20 protein-coding genes are annotated in these 16,804 nt (G+C 53.7%); 13 read left to right on the forward strand and 7 right to left on the reverse strand.

Translation table 11 applies throughout. The annotated features are described in order from the left end of the window. Nucleotides 1–222 precede the first annotated feature (222 nt). The 3 genes from pagP (at nucleotide 223) to NHG65_RS04680 (ending at nucleotide 1,867) form a co-directional block, all read left to right on the forward strand. Complete coding sequence (pagP, locus tag NHG65_RS04670) at nucleotides 223–813, forward strand: lipid IV(A) palmitoyltransferase PagP (RefSeq protein ID WP_243457869.1); 591 nt, start codon at nucleotides 223–225, stop codon at nucleotides 811–813. A 247-nt stretch (nucleotides 814–1,060) separates the two neighbouring features. Next, entirely contained in the window at nucleotides 1,061–1,546 is a 486-nt protein-coding gene (locus NHG65_RS04675; protein ID WP_099064889.1) for a YjjA family protein, read from the forward strand. A gap of 57 nt (nucleotides 1,547–1,603) precedes the next feature. Beyond that, the gene (locus NHG65_RS04680; protein ID WP_085115377.1) at nucleotides 1,604–1,867 is read left to right on the forward strand and encodes a putative hemolysin; all 264 of its coding nucleotides are present in this window, start codon (nucleotides 1,604–1,606) and stop codon (nucleotides 1,865–1,867) included. A 9-nt stretch (nucleotides 1,868–1,876) separates the two neighbouring features. Here NHG65_RS04680 and NHG65_RS04685 read toward each other — a convergent pair whose 3' ends face one another. Continuing rightward, nucleotides 1,877–2,494, reverse strand: coding sequence for a hypothetical protein (locus tag NHG65_RS04685; RefSeq protein WP_099064888.1), 618 nt, complete (start codon nucleotides 2,492–2,494; stop codon nucleotides 1,877–1,879). Nucleotides 2,495–2,752: 258 nt separating this feature from the next. Here NHG65_RS04685 and NHG65_RS04690 point away from each other — a divergent pair, with 258 nt between their 5' ends. Both NHG65_RS04690 and NHG65_RS04695 read left to right on the forward strand, forming a co-directional pair. Beyond that, complete coding sequence (locus NHG65_RS04690) at nucleotides 2,753–3,535, forward strand: DeoR/GlpR family DNA-binding transcription regulator (protein ID WP_099064887.1); 783 nt, start codon at nucleotides 2,753–2,755, stop codon at nucleotides 3,533–3,535. A 1-nt stretch (nucleotide 3,536) separates the two neighbouring features. After that, nucleotides 3,537–3,920: a VOC family protein gene (locus tag NHG65_RS04695; protein ID WP_262261367.1), complete on the forward strand. Its 384-nt coding sequence runs from the start codon at nucleotides 3,537–3,539 to the stop codon at nucleotides 3,918–3,920. Here NHG65_RS04695 and NHG65_RS04700 read toward each other — a convergent pair whose 3' ends face one another. After that, nucleotides 3,921–4,829, reverse strand: coding sequence for a LysR family transcriptional regulator (locus NHG65_RS04700; RefSeq protein WP_099064885.1), 909 nt, complete (start codon nucleotides 4,827–4,829; stop codon nucleotides 3,921–3,923). Nucleotides 4,830–4,955: 126 nt separating this feature from the next. Here NHG65_RS04700 and NHG65_RS04705 point away from each other — a divergent pair, with 126 nt between their 5' ends. From NHG65_RS04705 to NHG65_RS04730, 6 genes are all read left to right on the forward strand, one after another. Beyond that, the gene (locus tag NHG65_RS04705) at nucleotides 4,956–5,837 is read left to right on the forward strand and encodes a pirin family protein (protein WP_219015501.1); all 882 of its coding nucleotides are present in this window, start codon (nucleotides 4,956–4,958) and stop codon (nucleotides 5,835–5,837) included. Nucleotides 5,838–5,973: 136 nt separating this feature from the next. Further along, nucleotides 5,974–6,600, forward strand: coding sequence for an isochorismate family cysteine hydrolase YcaC (gene ycaC, locus NHG65_RS04710; RefSeq protein WP_012005442.1), 627 nt, complete (start codon nucleotides 5,974–5,976; stop codon nucleotides 6,598–6,600). A 431-nt stretch (nucleotides 6,601–7,031) separates the two neighbouring features. Beyond that, a complete protein-coding gene (locus NHG65_RS04715; protein WP_207976501.1) occupies nucleotides 7,032–8,201 on the forward strand; it encodes a type I restriction endonuclease in 1,170 nt (389 codons plus the stop codon). Nucleotides 8,202–8,414: 213 nt separating this feature from the next. Then, the gene (locus tag NHG65_RS04720; RefSeq protein ID WP_207976330.1) at nucleotides 8,415–8,744 is read left to right on the forward strand and encodes a hypothetical protein; all 330 of its coding nucleotides are present in this window, start codon (nucleotides 8,415–8,417) and stop codon (nucleotides 8,742–8,744) included. 63 nt (nucleotides 8,745–8,807) lie between these two features. After that, nucleotides 8,808–9,251: a thiol-disulfide oxidoreductase DCC family protein gene (locus tag NHG65_RS04725; RefSeq protein ID WP_207976328.1), complete on the forward strand. Its 444-nt coding sequence runs from the start codon at nucleotides 8,808–8,810 to the stop codon at nucleotides 9,249–9,251. Nucleotides 9,252–9,346: 95 nt separating this feature from the next. Continuing rightward, the gene (locus tag NHG65_RS04730; protein ID WP_099064883.1) at nucleotides 9,347–9,610 is read left to right on the forward strand and encodes a hypothetical protein; all 264 of its coding nucleotides are present in this window, start codon (nucleotides 9,347–9,349) and stop codon (nucleotides 9,608–9,610) included. Here the strand turns inward: NHG65_RS04730 and NHG65_RS04735 are convergent. From NHG65_RS04735 to NHG65_RS04745, 3 genes are all read right to left on the reverse strand, one after another. Further along, entirely contained in the window at nucleotides 9,598–10,149 is a 552-nt protein-coding gene (locus NHG65_RS04735) for a GNAT family N-acetyltransferase (RefSeq protein WP_499182991.1), read from the reverse strand. The two genes, NHG65_RS04730 and NHG65_RS04735, sit on opposite strands and share 13 nt — an antisense overlap. A gap of 101 nt (nucleotides 10,150–10,250) precedes the next feature. Continuing rightward, nucleotides 10,251–11,015, reverse strand: coding sequence for a DUF2076 domain-containing protein (locus tag NHG65_RS04740; protein WP_499182992.1), 765 nt, complete (start codon nucleotides 11,013–11,015; stop codon nucleotides 10,251–10,253). A gap of 126 nt (nucleotides 11,016–11,141) precedes the next feature. Then, complete coding sequence (locus NHG65_RS04745) at nucleotides 11,142–11,927, reverse strand: helix-turn-helix transcriptional regulator (RefSeq protein ID WP_099064880.1); 786 nt, start codon at nucleotides 11,925–11,927, stop codon at nucleotides 11,142–11,144. Nucleotides 11,928–12,046: 119 nt separating this feature from the next. Between NHG65_RS04745 and NHG65_RS04750 the strand changes: the two genes are divergently transcribed. Then, nucleotides 12,047–12,817: a class I SAM-dependent methyltransferase gene (locus tag NHG65_RS04750; protein WP_499182993.1), complete on the forward strand. Its 771-nt coding sequence runs from the start codon at nucleotides 12,047–12,049 to the stop codon at nucleotides 12,815–12,817. A gap of 114 nt (nucleotides 12,818–12,931) precedes the next feature. Here the strand turns inward: NHG65_RS04750 and aqpZ are convergent, their stop codons facing one another. Continuing rightward, nucleotides 12,932–13,627 carry an aquaporin Z gene (aqpZ, locus tag NHG65_RS04755; protein WP_012005450.1) on the reverse strand — a complete coding sequence of 232 codons (696 nt, stop codon included), beginning with the start codon at nucleotides 13,625–13,627 and terminating at the stop codon, nucleotides 12,932–12,934. Nucleotides 13,628–14,074: 447 nt separating this feature from the next. Between aqpZ and NHG65_RS04760 the strand changes: the two genes are divergently transcribed. After that, a complete protein-coding gene (locus NHG65_RS04760) occupies nucleotides 14,075–15,439 on the forward strand; it encodes an esterase-like activity of phytase family protein (protein ID WP_207976318.1) in 1,365 nt (454 codons plus the stop codon). Nucleotides 15,440–15,484: 45 nt separating this feature from the next. Here the strand turns inward: NHG65_RS04760 and NHG65_RS04765 are convergent, their stop codons facing one another. Further along, entirely contained in the window at nucleotides 15,485–16,663 is a 1,179-nt protein-coding gene (locus tag NHG65_RS04765) for a low temperature requirement protein A (RefSeq protein WP_099064877.1), read from the reverse strand. Between the last annotated feature and the right edge of the window lie 141 nt (nucleotides 16,664–16,804).

Here is a 16,804-nt window from a genome sequence, read left to right on the forward strand (position 1 = left end):
GCGCCCTCTGCGCTGACGGCACGATTGCGGAGTTTTCTGACAGACGCTGCACTGAGGGAAGAGTAGCCTGTGCGCCGCAAACCGCCTTTCCGCCTGACGGCAGCTAAACTTAACCAAGTGACAACAAGTAAGGAAAAACTGGCTGGATAAATAAGATACAGCTTGATCTTGATTAGGTGATAGGTAAGAATCCCCGGCCTTATTTTTTACAGGAGTTTGATAATGCTTTTTAAACGGACCATTTTGGCTTGCACAGTGGCGCTGCTATTTCCTGCACTACCTTCTTACGCTGAGGTTGGTGCCGAAAATAGCAATGCCGTGCAGGCTGAAAAACCGGGCCTGTGGCAGCGTTTCACTCGTAACGTGGCGGAAACCTGGAACAACTCACCGAATAAAGATCTCTATGTGCCGGCGATTACCTGGCACAACCGTCTTACCTACAGCCAGGAAAAAATCGACTCCTACAACGAGCGCCCCTGGGGCGGTGGTTATGGCATCTCGCGCTACGACAGCGACGGTGACTGGCATGGTCTCTATCTGATGGTATTCAAGGATTCGTTCAATAAGTGGGAACCGATCGGCGGTTATGCTTATGAGAAGATCTGGCGGCCGCTGGAGGACAAGGATTTCCGTTTGGGTCTGGGCTTTACCGCCAGTATTACCGCGCGCGATAACTGGAATTACATTCCTATCCCGGCGCCGTTGCCTCTGGCCTCTATCGGCTATAAACAACTGACCTTTCAGGCCACCTATATTCCCGGTACCTACAATAACGGTAACGTGTTCTTTGGCTGGTTCCGTTGGCAGTTCTGATCGCCGTCGGGTCGTTCATTCTGCCACCCCCAATTCTCCCTGTCGTGCGTTTTCCAGCCAGAAAATTACCTGAATTCTGAAAAAATCACTGCATTGTCAGATAAAAGGAACTTGTCGCGGGTGGTGGCGTCCGAAGAGGTGACCCAGCGCATTGCGCTTATTGCATACGATATACCCACCTGATTTCTCCCGCCGCAGAGCCAGGGGAAACAGGCAGGGATGGCAAGATAAACAGGAGTTTTACCCCATGAACACCAAGCATCGTTTACTGTTGGCGCTGACATTGACCACCGCTATGACCTGTGGGGCGGCTCAGGCTGCCGGATTGATGGATTCCCTGAGCAGCGCAGCCGGTGAGCTGAGCAAGTCAGGCGACAGCACGGGCGGCACTTCACTGTCCTCGCTGACCGGCTTGCTGAACGGTGGCGATAAAGCGCTGAGCTCCAGCAGCATGACTAATGCCGCCGGTATCCTGCAGTACTGTGTGAAAAACAACGTACTGTCAGCCAATGGCGTTCAAGGCGTGCAAGACAAGCTGTTGGGCAAATTGGGCATCAGCAGCACTGAGAACGCCAAAAGCCAGGACTACCAGCAAGGGCTGGGCGGTCTGCTGCAAACCGGCGAAGGCAAGAGCCTGGATTTGAACAGCTTGGGCACTTCGCAAATCACCGAAAAAGTGAAGCAAAAAGCCTGTGATCTGGTCCTGAAGCAGGGCGCGTCCTTCATTTCCTGATAACGTAAACGGCGGTTGCTTATGCACCGCCGTTTTTAATTTGTATAAGCTGAAAAAATGAAAAAAATTCTGATGGTCTCCCTGCTTGCAGGGATGGCGATGCTACAGGGCTGCACCATGAAATCCAACGATGCGCCACCTCCACCGCAGATGAAACCGATCGGCATGGCCAACCCGGCAGACGTTTATTGCACCGAGATCGGCGGCAAATTGAATGCCAAACAAAATGCCAACGGCCAGTATTCCACCTGCACCTTGCCTAATGGCCAGGAAATTGAAAGCTGGGAACTGTTCCGTCGTGACCACCCGGTGAAGAAATAAGCGCTCGGGTTAAAACTCACGATCGCTGATCGGCTGGAGCCGCACGCTGCCGTCCGTTTGCGTATTGAGCGGCAGCCGCCAGTCCAGATGGCTGCTGAGGGTGAAGGGCCTGGAACGGAAGTTACAGCCGCTTTTGATGTTTCTGATCTTCATGATGTATTCGCCGGCCGGATTGGTTTTGATATTGAAACTGCCGGCAGCGGGAATAAACACTTCAGCCAGCTGTTGTGGCTGGCCGGGCGTTTCCAGTTTGACCAGCACCGGGAAATCGTTGTTTTGATTGTCCAGTGTCAGCTGCTGCAAGCGACCGCTGTTTTTGTGCTCTGGTTGATGCAGGTAACCGGCCGACGCGGGCCAGGGTTGTCCGGCATTGTCATGCAGCGGGCCTCCGCACTGTTCGCGAGCCTCGCGCAGCGGCATTTCACGCTGGATGGCCCGGTTGTAATCCGTGGGGGTGATCGAGACAAACTCATCGTCATTTTGATGGGCACGCAGATAGCGTTTGGTGCTGAACACCCCAACGGCAATCAGCATAAAGAAGATAAAAATCGTCAGGCGACTCCTGAAAATCCCGCCAAACAGCCTGCCCGGCAATTGAAACAGCCACTTCACTATTTTTGACAGCATCTTTTTCCCTTAGCGCCCAAGCCGTTACGTTCTGCGGTAACGTTGCCTGCCTCAGTATAGCCAAATCGTTCGCCAAGAGGTGAGCGTCTCATGAAATTCCCGTGTTTACCCGCTTCCTTCTCCCAGCAACAGCAGCAGTAAATGCCCACAACGACGGCAACCGCAAAACTCAGCAGCCCAGCCCTGTTCTCGAATTATTTGTACGTTTTTGCACGTTTGTGTACATTGATGATCACTTGTTCGCCAGCGAGAGGCAAAATGTCCAAACTGTTACCCAACCAACGTCATGAGGCGATCCTCACCACGCTGCAACAGCAGGGGCGTGTGCTGGCGGTTGAAATGGCGGAGCGTCTGAATACCACCGAAGCGACCATTCGGCGCGATCTGCGCCAGTTGGCGGCACAAAACCTGTGTAAACGCATCTATGGCGGAGCACTGGCCCCCACACCGGCAACCGGGCCGATCGGGGATCGACTGCATTTGAGCGGTGATGAGAAACAGGCGTTGGCGCTGGCCGCACTGGCGCTAATCGAGGAAGGGCAGGTGATTTTCCTCGATGCCGGTAGCACCCATCTTTATCTGGCCGATCTGTTGCCCCCTGACCAGCGGCTGACGGTGGTGACTAACGCGCTGAGTATCGCCGCTAAAATGCTGGAAAGGCCGGGGATCCGCACTATTTTAATTGGCGGTGAGCTGGATGCCGACATCGGCGGCTGTGTCGATGCCAAAGCAGTGCAGGAAATTGACGGTTTTCATTTCGACATCGCTTTCACCGGCATCTGCGCTTACGACCCGGCCAGCGGTTTCTCGGCGTTGAATTATCAGGATGCCCAGTTCAAGAAACGCCTGTTGACGCGTTCCGGTAACGTAGCGGTGCTCTGTACCGGCGACAAATTGAATACCTACGCCCCCTACAGTTTCCTGCCTGCCAACCGCGTCGATTATTTGGTGACGCCGCCTGGCCGACATCCGCAGCTCGAACAGCAGGTGACCCACAGCGGTGGCAAGGTGCTGTACAGCGACTCATCAATTGGAGAGTGAAATGAAAATAGCCCATGTTGCCCTGTGGACCCGCGATATTGATGCCCAGGTGGCGTTCTGGCAGCGTTACTTTAACGGCGTGGCCGGAGAATTGTACGTTAGCAAAAACCGCCCGGGTTTTGTTTCCCGTTTTGTCAGCCTGGCTAGCGGCCCGACGCTGGAGATCATGGGTTTACCGGCGTTGCTGCCGGCGGATCAGGCCGAAGAACGTGTGGGTTGGGCGCACATTGCGCTGTCGTTAGGCGACGAGGACCTTGTCGACCAGTTAGCGCAGCGCGCGCAGCAGGAGGGGATCCTTCAAGCGTCGCCGCGCTGGACCGGCGATGGTTTTTACGAAGCGATCATCCGCGATCCGGACGGCAACGCCATCGAAATCACCGGCTGATCACTCTTCTTCAATGATGGCGAACTGCTGCGCCAGATAGTCGAGCAGCAGCCGCACCGCCGGCAGTAACCCACGGCGTGACGGGTAAACCGCGTGCACCACGCCGCCCTGTGGCTGCCAGCCGGGTAACAGTTGCACCAGTTCCCCACGCAGGATGTTATCGCGCATCATCATCGAGGGCAGTTGCACAATACCGGCACCGGCAATCGCGGCAGTACGCAGCATCAGCATGTCGTCAGTCACCAGCCGTGGCGTGTGTTCCCACTCCACTTTTTCACCGTCCGGCCCGGTCAATTGCCACAGGTGTTGCGCGCGTGCGGGACCAAGATCGAGCGTGGGATATTTATGCAGATCCTCTGGCCGTTGTACCGGCCCGAGGGTGCGTACCAGTGCCGGGCTGGCAGCGACGCACCAGGTACGCTGCGCCAGGATCTTCAGCACCAGATCGCTGTCTTCCAGCGGCGGCGGCCGCACGCGGATCGCCAGATCCAACCCTTCTCCCACCACATCTACCCGGCGGTTGGTGGCATCCAGATGCACCGTGACTTTCGGGTAATCGGCCATAAAGGCCGCCACCATACTGCCGACCCGGGTATGCAAGATCGCCACCGGACAGGACATACGCACCGTACCGCAGGGTTCGGCGCGGGTTTGTTCGATCGCCTGCTGTGCCGCATCGGCTTCTACCAGCATCGCCTTACAGTGGGCATAGTAGTTCTGACCGACCTCAGTGACGGAGAAACGTCGCGTAGAGCGCTGGATCAGGCGAACACCCAGACGTTCTTCCAGCAACGCCACGCGGCGGCTCAGTTTGGACTTCGGGATGCCCAGCGCACGACTGGCGGGGGCGAATCCCTGATGGTCGACCACGCTGGCGAAATAAAACAGATCGTTCAAGTCGGTGAACATCGCCTGTCCTTATCGTTCTATAAATAGAACTCTGAGTGTACATCTTGCCTACTACTGCAGCAAATGGCGTTGGATTAAACTTCTGGCATCAACCTAAGGTCGTGAGACCTGAAACAGGAGTTCAAGATGAAAAAGATCCTCGGTATTTACAACAGCCCTGAAGCCCACTGGGTCGGCAACGGCTTCCTGGTGAATTCGCTGTTCTCCTATAACGATCTGGGGGCGGAAATGAGCCCGTTCCTGCTGTTGGATCATGCGGCGCCAACCAAGTTCCGCTCTGCCTCCGGTACCCGTGGCGTTGGCCAGCACCCGCATCGCGGGTTTGAAACGGTGACCATCGTCTACCAGGGGGAAGTCGAGCACCGGGATTCCACCGGCAGCGGCGGGGTGATTGGCCCTGGCGACGTGCAGTGGATGACCGCCGCCTCAGGTATTTTGCACGAAGAGTTCCATTCCCGGGATTTCTCGCGCAATGGCGGCACCATGGAAATGGTCCAGCTGTGGGTGAACCTGCCGGCCAAGGACAAAATGGCTGAGCCGGGTTACCAGACGCTGTTGAATGCGGATATTCCGGTGGTTCCACTGGCGGATGGCGCAGGGCAGGTTCGGGTGATCGCCGGTAGCTTCGGCGATGCAGCCGGCCCGGCACGCACCTTCAGCCCGCTCAATGTCTGGGACATGAAGCTGAACGCCGGTCATACCACCACGTTGACAGTGCAAGAAGGCCATACGCTGGCGCTGGTAATGCTGCACGGGGCTATTCATGTTAACGGCGAGGAAGTGGTGCGTGAAACCCAAATGGTCAGGTTTGACCGGGCGGGGGATTCAATCACCATCGAAGCCAACAACGACGTCAGCTTGCTGGTACTGAGCGGTGAGCCAATCGACGAGCCAATCGTCGGCTACGGCCCGTTTGTCATGAACAGCGACGCGGAAATTCAGCAGGCTTTCCATGACTTCAACGGTGGCAAGTTCGGCAGCATGGCGGCAGAGCACGACGTCGGCTAAACCCATCCATACCCGAGAACCGATCCGGTAAAATAATGCCGGATCCGGTTCTACACTTTAAGACAACCTCTGCGCTCTGGCTTAACGGCCAAGGGCACTTTTAACCGCAATAATCAAAACCCCACAGGAGTAAACCATGACTGCAAATTACAAACGCCTCGACAAGGATCAGGCCGCCGTATTGCTGGTGGATCATCAGGCAGGGCTGCTTTCACTGGTACGAGATATCGATCCCGATCGTTTCAAAAATAACGTACTGGCACTGGGGGATTTAGCGAAGTATTTCAACCTGCCGACCATTCTGACCACCAGTTTTGAAGACGGCCCCAACGGCCCGCTGGTACCGGAGCTAAAAGCTCAATTCCCCGATGCGCCCTTTATTCCTCGCCCTGGACAGATTAATGCCTGGGACAACGATGACTTCGTCAAGGCAGTGAAAGCGACCGGGCGTAAGCAGTTGATTATTGCCGGGGTAGTCACCGAGGTGTGCGTGGCCTTCCCGGCGCTGTCTGCCCTCAGCGAAGGTTTTGAGGTGTTTGTAGTCACCGACGCCTCCGGCACCTTTAATGAACTGACGCGCCAATCCGCCTGGAGCCGCATGGAAGCCGAAGGCGCACAGCTGATGACCTGGTTCGGCGTCGCCTGCGAACTGCATCGCGACTGGCGCAATGATGTCGAAGGGCTGGGTGCACTGTTTGCCAACCATATCCCCGACTACCGCAACCTGATGACCAGTTACAGCACGCTGACCAGCGGTAAGTAATGTCTCTGGAGCGCAGCTGCTGGCTGTGCTCCATTTGATATTAGCTGACTGAAAAATATTAGTAGATAAATCCATCTGTTATACCCACCTCCTTACCGCTTATCCCATTCTGTTTCACCAAGAAAATACCAGAAATTCAATCGTGAAATACTGAAATTCAATTGTGATTGAAATGATTAAGTTTCTATAAGTTTTTTTTGGTTATTAATGTTGGCCGATTATTTTTGAACTGCGTATTAATATTGAATTAATGCCTTTGATCAAAGCTTGCTTGTTCTGCTATATATTTAATGTTTAAGGTTAATGTGGTTTTCTTCAATAAATAAAATTAGCCAGCAACCAATAAGGCAGTGCTGGTGAAATTAGTAAACCTTTCTGTAGGTATGACTTTAAGAAATGACAAATTTCTAACACAGCAAGAGGGATGGTTGATGAATGCATTCAGAGATAAGCTTAAAGCGCATGTACATCATGTGGCTGCGGTAGGCCAGCATTGCAACACGGAAGAAACAACAAAGCAGGCATTAATTTTACCTTTATTGGAAATTCTTGGTTTTCATCCTTATGATCCCACTAAAGTAAAAGCAGAGTACGGCGCTGATTTTCCTGGGGTTAAAGTGGGTGAGCGGGTGGATTACTCTCTTTTCTGTCATGCCGTGCCTGTCATGTTTATTGAGGCGAAATCCTTCAATCAAAACTTATCCAATCACAGCCCACAGCTGTCACGTTACTTTAATGCCACCCCAGAAGTCACGGTATCAGCGATCACCAACGGTAAAGAATGGCGGTTCTTTACCGATCTGAAAGATAAAAACATCATGGATGATACGCCATTCCTTAAGATAGATTTTAATGATTTAAATGACTCTGATATTGAACAGCTTTATAGGTTTAGGCATGATCAATTTCAGCCTGAGGCGTTGAGAACCTTGGCTGAGGAGAGTATTTATTTGACATCATTCACCAAAACAATCAGTGCCAGTCTAAGAGATGTGGACGCGGATTTTGTCAGGTATGTGGCGAATCGTTCTAACGTCCAACGTCAACTTAATCAACGTTTTCTTGAGACTATCACCCCTTTGGTACGACTGGCGGTAGAAAAAGCGGTAAGCGCAATGGTGGTTTCCGGGTTGTCTGTGACTTCTGAAAATAAAGCGCCGACTGAAGAGTTTGGTGACGCTAACGAAGGCAACAAAACCGATCCGCTAGCGCCGATTGTTGACCCGGAAAACAGCAAGATAGTGACCACTTATGCTGAAAGGGCATTATTTGAAAATGTGGCAATGATTCTGGGTGAAAACGCAGACTTAACAGCAAAAGATACTGAAAGTTATTTCAGTATTTTGGTTCAGGGAAAGACAACCCGATGGGTCCTGCGTTATTTCGACAATAAACAACGGCCTACCATATTACTCCCTTTGGAAATCAACGAAGAGAGGCATGCCGAAATTATCCGAGCTGGCCTGGAACTTGCCGCCGGGGGACATATTATTATTGATCGGCCAGAGAATATCTTGCGGCTGACAGGTTTGATTATCGACTCCTACCATTATTGCATTGATGATGAAAACTTCAGGCAGAAGAAAAAAACGCTATCGTAATAATGGATTAGGGTGAGTGGTTTTATAAAGTATCGCAGTGTGTTCTTTTAAGATAAATATCCTCATGTTCTTTACATAATCCTTAAGCTTTCATCACGTTAGCGGTGGGATGTAAGTAAAGATCATCGGGGTGAAAAGGTCGTGAAAAGCGACTTTCTCATGTGCCGGGGGCGGGGTAGGTTAAGCCCAATCCCGACACATGAGGTCAATGAGATGAAAAACACCATCAAAGTACTGGCAGTGCCTTTTCTGGCTGCCGTGACGCTGTTCAGCGTCAGTGCTCTTTCCGCTCCTGCTGATAAAACTGCACCACCGCAAACTGAGCAAGGCTTCCGCTTGCCGCCTTTCCCTGGCGGGCATATGCCCAAACCGGGTTTCTGCCACGGGGGGGAGTTGTTCTGCGCGACTTCCGCCAGCGATAATCCGACCGAAACCATCAATAAGCTGACTTCGGTGATCCCGGCCAGTGCGGCCAAGCATTATGAAGTCCGCGTTTCGGTAGTAGCATTGCCGGATAAACCCCTGGCTCCTTCGGTGCCTTAAACGGGTCTGCTGGCTCTGAGGGGGAATGCGCGTTAGTCTGGTGGCATTCCCTCAGGAGGCCAAATGAATCGGTCAACGCTCCCCCCTTATCTGCGGCCTGGTGATCGGGTGTTGTTATTCGATGGCGAATGCAACCTGTGTCACGGGCTGGTGCGATTTTTGATCCGTGCCGATCGGCAGGGCAAGATCCTGCTGGCCACGGTGCAATCCGAGGAAGGGCAGGCGATCCTGCGTTGGCTGGCGTTACCCACCGACCGTTTTGACTCCATTGTTTACCTGCAACAAGACCAGCACTGGTTACGTTCAGCAGCATTTTTTCAGGCACTGCGCCAGCTTGGCTGGCCATTTCGCCTGCTGGCATGGGCCCGCTTTCTGCCGCAGCGGCTGGCGGACGCGTTTTACAATGCGGTTGCGAGCAACCGCTACCGATTGTTTGGCCGCAATCAGGGCACCGCCTTGCCCGGTGAGCATTTACCAGGGCGTTATTTGCATCATCGCAGTGAGTAAATCTGCTGAGCTTTACGCTTCTTTACCCTTTAATCGATTGAAATATCAGCACTCCGGCCCCATATAATGGAACGTTCAGTCAATCAGGAGAGGGTATGGGAATCAGTGAAGAAGAGCACATTCGCCGTTTAAGCCAGGAAAAGAATGCGGTGGGAAATACGGCGAAATGGGTGGCGATGGTCTCTGCCATTTACTTCGCCATGATGGTGTTTTATGGCCATCCGATTGGCGTACTGACTATGTCCGGGCTGATTTTTATCGTCGCCACCACCACCTGGCTGAAGAAGCGCCAAAAGGTGAGGTCCTATCGCCGGGAACTGGCGAAAATCAATGATGATCCGCCGTCTCAGCAGCTCTGATACTCGCTGCGCAGCAGGCTGTAAACCAGGCTTGGCCTATCGCCGGGCACGTCATCCAGGGTATCTACCAAACGTAAACCCGCTTTTTCCAGCACGCGGCACGAGGCCAGATTTTTTTCACGTACAATCGCGGAAATTTCTGCCAGCCGTAGCTGTTCAAAACCATATTTCAGTGAAGCTTGCGCCAGTTCCGTCGCCAATCCACGGCCCCAAACCTGCGTATCAAAGCGATAGCCCAGATTCACCGTGCGCTGTGCCCCCAGTGGCCGCCAGGAAATCCCGCCAAATCCAATAATCCACTCCGGCCGTTCATGTAATGCAATCGCCCAGGAACCATAGCCGTGCTGTTGCCAGTTTTCGATCCGTTCAGTCAGTGCCTGTCGTGCCAACTGTTCACTGGCGACAGGTCCGGCGGGGTTAAAGCGTTGAGTTTCCGGATCGCCAAAAATAGCGTAAAAGCGGGCAACATCGTCGGCCACCGGCGGACGCATCAGCATACGGGCGCTAACAAAAAGGGGCGTAGGGGGAATTTGCGGCATGGCTTCTCGTCACCTGTGGTCATTGGGCAGGGTTAACTGTAGACCAGGATGCGGGGAACAAGAAACACTAAACCCCTCCCCGGACGGAGAGGGGGGCTGCATCAGATAAACGAATCGTCGTCGTTGTAGTCGTCATCCGAGAAGTCGGTGTTATCGTCGTTTTGATAATCCGCATTCTGGAAGCCGTTGTCCTGATTGAGGAAGCGACTATCGCCACCGTTGAAGGTGTCGAGGTTGTTGGAGGCGTCGACATTTTTCATCGCGCTGTCATCTACCGGTGTCACCGGTGCTGCTGGGGTCTCGTCGATGATGTTCACAATCTCTTGCGGCTGCGAATGGCGGAACATGCCGGTCAGCATATCGGCCAGCACCACACCGCCCGCCACGCCGGCTGCGGTCTGTAATGCCCCACCGAGGAACCCGCCGGCGCGTGAAGGTGCTGCCTGCTGAGGTTGACTGTAGGTCGGCTGCTGCTGCTGTTGCGGAGCATAGCCCGGCTGGGGCTGATTGTTCCAGGCCGCGTTATTCTGCTGTTGTGCCTGATACTGCTCGCGCGGGCTTGGCGTACTGCGGTTACCGCCGCCGAACAGCCCGGCCAGAAAACCGCCGCTGCTTGGCGGGTTGGCACTATTTTGCTGCTGTTGGGCAATCTGGCTTTCCAGATCTTTCACCCGTTGGTCCAACTGCTTCAGTGCCGCTTCCTGAATGATCATCGCCTGCGCCATGTAATAGGGGGCGGAAGGTTGTTCACGAATGTGCTGATTGATTTGCTGTTCTGCCTGGAGATCCCTCTGGCCCGTCTTGGTCTCGGCTTCTTTCAAGCGGCCAAACAGACCATCGATAAGACGTTGTTCTTCGGATTGCATAGGATTACCTCAAGGAGATTAATAACGTTACTGGATGATGACTATCATCGGTAACTATCACCCTAGCGCGTTTATATGAACCAATAAATAAATGGCAGGTAAACCTGTTCATGAATTTGTTACCAGTTACGGCAAAGGGATCAGCATCACCAGCTTCAGCCCGCTATTTTCCGCCGGATTAAACGTCAGTTGCCGATAGCGCAACGCCCCCTGCTGCAAATGGGTAAATGCTCGCTCGCCTCCCTCCCGCGCCAGCACGTCTTGCTGTTTCCACCAGTGATGAAAGGCCTCGCTGTTGTGCGTCATGTTGCGCACGAAAGCGCGTATCTCTTCGGTGTTCTGGTGGTGGCTGGTTTCGGCACGGAACTCGGCGACCACGCGCCGTGCACGATCGTCCCAGTCGCTGACCAACGTTTTTGCCAACGGGTGGAAAAACATAAAGTGCAGCAGATTGGGGCTGCCGGCCTGATCCAGCCAGCCGCTGAACAGGCTCTCCGCCTGTGGGTTCCAGGCGACAACATTCCAGGTGATATCCAGCAGGTAACAAGGCACCGTCACCTGGTGAACACTTTGCAAAACGGCACTGTTGGCCGTTTCCTGATGATGCTCCTGCTCGGGATCGGCTACGCGCGCCAGGGTAAACAGGTAGTGACGTTCGGCTGGCCCCAGCCGCAGTGCCTTGGCGATGCGAGCCAGCGTATGGGGTGATATGGAAACCTCGCGCCCCTGTTCTATCCAGGTATACCAGGTGGCGCTGATACCGCTGATTTGAGCCAGCTCTTCACGACGCAGGCCGCTGGTGCGACGGCGCGGGGCGCTGGGTAACCCCAGCATTTCCGGTGTGATACGTTCACGGTGCGCACGCAGGAAGGCACCCAGGGCTTTAGGGCCGGACAAGGCTTCTGATTGCATAGACTGGTACCTTCTGATACTAGGATAACTGCTTATATTGTACCCGTATAATAAGGCGATTATAGTCATTAAAAGCCATCCGGCACAGGCGAAAGCCATACAATAATAAGGGAGCACCTATGAGCATCAGCAATAGCCATAAAAATGCGGTTGACCGTCAGTTTGGTGAGCAAGCCAGCGCCTATCTGACTAGCGCAGTGCATGCACAGGGAAAGGATTTACAGCGGCTGGCACGATTGTTGGAACCTCACACCAACGCCAGATTACTGGATCTGGGTTGCGGCGCTGGGCACGCCAGCTTTACCGCAGCAGCCAAAGTGGCGCAGGTGGTAGCCTATGATTTGTCGGCGCAGATGCTGGCAGTGGTAAGCCAGGCGGCAGCGGACAAAGGCTTCAACAACATCCAGGTACAGCAGGGCGTGGCGGAATCCTTGCCGTTTGACGAAGCGAGCTTTGATCTGGTGATCAGCCGCTACTCGGCACACCATTGGCATGACGTCGGCCAGGCATTGCGTGAAGTTCGACGGGTGCTGAAACCGGGTGGCAGAGCGATCTTTATGGATGTGGTTTCACCGGGGCATCCGCTGCTGGATATCTATCTGCAAACCGTTGAGGTGCTGCGCGATACATCACATGTGCGCAATTATGCCCCAGGCGAATGGTTGGGCTTGCTGACAGAGTCTGGATTGTTGGTACAGGAAGTGACGTCGGACCGGCTGCATCTGGAGTTCAGCAGTTGGGTAGAGCGGATGCGTACGCCGGAGCATTTCGTTACCGCGATCCGTGCTTATCAGCAGGGGGTTTCTGAAGAGGTGATGCGGCATTTTGCCATCGAACCGGACGGAACATTCACCAGCGATATTATGATGTTTGAGGTAGTCAGAGGATAAATAACATCAGGGCAGTCAATAGACCCTTTATTTTTCCGATTGCAGCGGGATTGGCTGCAATCGGAAATTCATGGGATATAGCGACTGCCCTGACCGATCATTACCGGATAGAAATTACTTCTTGTCTTCCAGCAGGCAGCGATAAATCAGGCCGCCGATAACACCGCCCACTAATGGCACCAGCCAGAATACCCAAAGCTGTTGCAATGCCCAGGTTCCCTGGAATATTGCCACACCGGTACTGCGCGCCGGGTTCACGGAAGTATTGGTTACCGGAATACTGATCAGGTGGATCAGGGTTAACGTCAAACCAATGGCCAGCGGAGCAAAGCCCGCAGGCGCACGTTTATCGGTCACACCATGAATAACGATCAGGAAGAATGCGGTCAGCACCAGTTCAATTACGATAGCCGACTGCAGAGAATAGCCACCCGGCGAGTGCTCGCCGTAACCGTTGGAGGCAAAGCCGCCGCCGGTAGCGTCAAAACCTGCTTTACCGCTGGCGATCAAATACAACACCGCTGCTGCAGCGATCCCGCCAATAACCTGAGCAATCACATAGGGAATCACGTCTTTGGCAGCGAAACGGCCACCGGCAAATAATCCTACGGTAATGGCCGGGTTAAAGTGCCCGCCAGAAATATGGCCAACGGCATAAGCCATGGTGACCACGGTCAGACCAAAAGCGAGTGCCACACCAAGAAAACCAATACCCAGCTGTGGAAATGCTGCTGCTAATACTGCGCTACCACAACCACCAAACACCAACCAAAATGTGCCAAAAAATTCGGCAAAAAGTCGCTTTGACATAGACTCCATCCTACGGAAAATACTAACGGGCGTTAGCACTAAAAACTATAGAACACCTTTTTCATTTAATGCAGGTTTCTATCAGGATTATTCTTAATGCAGCTTGAATAACAGCAGATATTAAATCCCCGTCAATTAACTTTGTCTATGCGAATACGGCTATATTTGGGGCGTTGCGGTGTGTTTGCTGGTTTTTTTATCGCTGTTATAAGAATTTACCCTAAGCTTAGCGGTATAAGTATTACTGGCGGGAAATAGCTACGGTTAAATTCAATTTTTCATATGATTTTCCCATTCGATTTGTCCGTGTTAATTGTTAATTCCTATTTGCCATATTTAATTTTCACGAAAATTCAGAGTATTAGACCGGTTTGTCATCAAACTGTCATGCTGGGCTAATACCTTAGCAAGCTGCCAACTTCACACCCTTAACTCTGAGCCATAATCATGAAAATAAAATCGGTTTCGCTGTTAATCAGTTCGTTGTTTCCTCTGTTCTCCTATGCTGCCACTGACGTTGAGGTGGCGCGCTATGTGGTCAGCTTTCCCGGCGGCGAACATGTAAGTTATCAGGGCGCTTTTGCCAAGAATTTCCCACAGGGGTTGCCGGTGGGTATTGGTTCTGGCCTGGTATTCAATGGCCGTGAAGGCAATGATCTGCTGTTGACTACCCTGACCGATCGCGGCCCAAACGCTGATGCGCCTGCGGTCGGTGAACAGGAAGCGAAAATCTTCGCCAACCCTGAGTTTGTTCCTTTATTGATGGATATTCGCGTCGGCGGTGGCAAAGCGGTCGCCAGCAATTCACGCCCGCTGCATGACCAGCAAGGGCCAATCAGCGGGTTGCCGTTGCCGGCAGGCCTGATTGGTTCAACCAACGAAGTGGCGCTGAGCGATACGCTGAAAACGTTACAGGGCGATCGCCGTGGGTTGGATACCGAAGGCATTACGGCGGATGGTAAGGGGGGCTACTGGCTGTGTGACGAATACGGCCCGTTCCTGATCCACATCGACAACCAGGGCAAGATCCTCGCCAAATACGGCCCAACGCCGGAGCAGGGCGAGCAGGCGGTGGCCGGTGGGTTGCCGAATATAATCAAGTGGCGTCAGCCGAACCGGGGTTTTGAAGGCATCACCCGTTTGCCGGACGGACGCATTCTGGCAGCGGTGCAGAGCACGCTCGACGTTGAGGGTAAAAGCAAGAACAAGGCGCAGTTCACCCGTCTGGTCAGTTTTGATCCGGCCAGCGGAAAAACGGCAATGTACGGCTATCCGATCGATATCGACAGCTATAAAAAGGCTAAAGACGCCAAGGTGGGCGACATCGTGGCGGTGGACAATCAACACATCCTGCTGGTCGAACAGGGTAGCGATAAAGACAAGCAGATGATCAACAAGATCTACCTGGTTGATCTCAGCCAGGCGACCGATCTGACGGCCTTTGACGGTAAGGGAAAAGCGCTGGAGTTTGATGATGCAAAAGATCTCGCTAAACGTGGCGTGAAGCTGGCGCAGAAGCGGGAAGTGGTGGATCTGCGTAAATTAGGCTGGCAGCAGGAGAAGGTCGAAGGTCTGTCGCTGATTGACGATCGCACGTTGGCGGTGATTAACGATAACGATTTTGGTCTGCAGGCCAAGCTGGTGGACGCACAGCCGAAGGCGAAGAAAGTCGGCGATTACCAGTTGGATCAACAGGGTAACCTGAGCCTGGAGGGCAAAGCCGTATCGACCCGTATCGAACTGCGCCCGCTGGATAAACCGGAATCGCTCAGTGAGCTGTGGGTACTGACGCTGCCACAACCGCTGAAGTAAGCATCACGGCCGGGGGCGTGGCCCCCGGTCTCCCTTCTTTATTTATTAGATGGCCTCACTGTTGGCTTGCGGCGCTCTGCCGCGCGAAATGCTCTCCCACACGGCCACTGCCACCATAATCAAGGTGGTCAGGGCATTTACCATCAGCAAATCGGTGAGAAAAGCGATCGGTGCCAGTACCGCCAGCGCGATCAGTCCCAGCAGATGCGACAGCGGGAAACGGCGATATACCAGTCGCTTGTACAGCGCATTGGCGAGCAGATAAATCGCCGGGCCGAGCAGCAGCACCGCGGCTGTCACGTTGTTGATATGGCCGTCAGGGTGGGCGATCACCAGCTCATTGGCGACGGCGCAGACGATGATCGCGCCAACCAGTACCACATGAACATAATGGAAGTTGGCACCCAGTTGGCCAGGGTTTTCCGCCTGGCTGATGGCATGGCTACCGGCTTTGCTGCTGGTATCGAAATACACCCACCACATCGCCAGGCTGCCGAGAAAGGCCACCAACGACGCAATCAGTACCGGCGCGCTCCAGGACTCCATTTCGCTGAGGGTGGAGCCGGTGATCAGAATGGTTTCCCCCAATGCCACTATCACGAACAGTTGGCAGCGTTCCGCCAGATGATGGCCTTCGATGGTCCATTCACTGCTGCTGTCGGAGCGACCAAGCACCGGCAGGCGGAAACCGAACATCGGTGAAACATATTCGCACAGCACCGCGATGGCCCACAGCAACAGCCGGTGATGGCCTTCCGCCAGCCCGCCGAGGATCCAGAACACCGCCGAAATGCACATCCAGCCGAGAATGCGCCGAAAGTTTTGTTTCAGTGGATGGTGGGCGGGGAGCAGCTTCAGCACCACCAGCGAGCGGCCAACCTGAATGGCTACATAGAACAGCGCGAACATCAGCCCGCGTTCACCAAACGCCTGGGGTAGCGCGGAGGAGGCGAACAGCCCCAGCAGCATGATGGCGAACAGCAGGATACGGATGGGCCGGGTATCCGGGTTAAACCAGTTGGTGACCCAGGCGGTGTATTGCCACGCCAGCCAGACGGCAAACCACAACAGCAGGGTTTCCAGCGCACCGGTCAGCGTCAGATGGTGCAGCAGATAGTGGGAAAGTTGGGTCACGGCAAAAACGTAGATCAGGTCGAATAACAGTTCCGAGAACGAAACCGAGGCGCCACGACCATCACGCACACGAAGCAAGGTTTGCGACATAGGGGATCCTTCCAAAATGATAACCTTCAGCAATAGCGTAGTTCAGCCACCTGCGGGTGGGAGAGAAATCTTAAAAGTGAGGTTTTTTATCTTTCCCTGACCAAACGGACTTTTAATTGTCATCTGCCGGGAGTAGAGTCG

It is taken from the genome of Serratia myotis, assembly GCF_027474885.1.
GTDB lineage: Bacteria > Pseudomonadota > Gammaproteobacteria > Enterobacterales > Enterobacteriaceae > Serratia > Serratia proteamaculans.